Here is a 1302-nt window from a genome sequence, read left to right on the forward strand (position 1 = left end):
TGCTGAGCCTGTAGCTCCTCACGCGGCGACGCCCGAAGAGGGGGCGAATCCCGGCCCCCGTCGCGGACAGTTCGCTGACCTGCCGGACGGTCGGCCCCAGTACGGGGTCCGGGTGGCGCAGACCGAGAACGCGCCAACCCCCGAGGCAACTCCCGAACAAGGCCCTGAGAATTCCGGGCCGTCGTCCGACTCGCGCGTCTAGCCAAACGCCGCGGAACCGGCTGGCCCCACCCAGCCCTCTGCCACTGCTGAGCCTGTAGCTCCTCACGCGGCGACGCCCGAAGAGGGGGCGAATCCCGGCCCCCGTCGCGGACAGTTCGCTGACCTGCCGGACGGTCGGCCCCAGTACGGGGTCCGGGTGGCGCAGACCGAGAACGCGCCAACCCCCGAGGCAACTCCCGAACAAGGCCCTGAGAATTCCGGGCCGTCGTCCGACTCGCGCGTCTAGCCAAAGTGTCCCTTGCGGGACGCCCGTTCCGGGCTGAAAATGGTGTTGTGGTCGCCTGTCGATGCCGTTGTTCCTATGGTTCGTTGAGGCCGTCGTCTAGCCGGGCATTGGGGATCGCGCCGTGGGCCCTTCATTGTTGCGCGTTGTTTGAGCACGAGGACTAGATTCAGTTTTCCCCGTTGTGATTCCCGCAGGCGGCCACCTGTCCATATCAGGTACGAGGTTAGGGAAAGGTCGGGCGAGGGCCATGTTGGCTGAGTCCCAAGATGAAGAACAGATTATCGAAAGGGTTGCGGCCCTGGATATCGGCAAGGCCGAAGTAGCGTGTTGTGTCCGGGTCCCCGGCCCGGAAGGGTTCACGGAAGCGGTTGCAGGAAGTCTCGACGCACTCGACGATGACCAGGTCATTGACCGAGCTGGCTCATCACCTCCTGGATCTGGGAGTCGATCGGGTGGTGATGGAGGCGACCAGTGACTACTGGAAACCGGTGTTTTACTTGTTGGAGGCCCACGGATTGGATCCATGGTTAGTCAACGCCCGGGACGTGAAGCACCTGCCCGGCCGACCCAAAACGGATGTGATCGACGCGGTCTGGCTGTGCAAGGTCGCCGAACGCCAGATACTGCGGCCGAGTTTCGTCCCGCCGGCACCGATCCGCCGGCTGCGGGATCTGACCCGGTACCGGATCGATCTCGTCGGGGTCCGGGGCGCGGAGAGGAACCGGGTGGAGAAACTCCTTGAGGATGCCTGCATCAAGCTCTCCGTTGTGGCCTCGGACATTTTCGGCGTCTCCGGCCGGGCGATGATGGCCGCGCTGATCAATGGGGAACGGAACCCAAAGGTCCTGGCACAA

At 64.5% G+C, this 1302-nt stretch carries 1 protein-coding gene and 1 pseudogene; both read left to right on the forward strand.

The annotated features are described in order from the left end of the window. Positions 1 to 202: pseudogene (locus Y703_RS22755) on the forward strand (hypothetical protein); the annotation flags it as partial. Between the two features lie 641 nt (positions 203 to 843). Further along, the coding region (locus tag Y703_RS20265; RefSeq protein ID WP_216698913.1) for an IS110 family transposase at positions 844 to 1302 on the forward strand (459 nt) is incomplete at its 3' end.

This window comes from Arthrobacter sp. H20 (assembly GCF_000520515.1).
GTDB lineage: Bacteria > Actinomycetota > Actinomycetes > Actinomycetales > Micrococcaceae > Arthrobacter_D.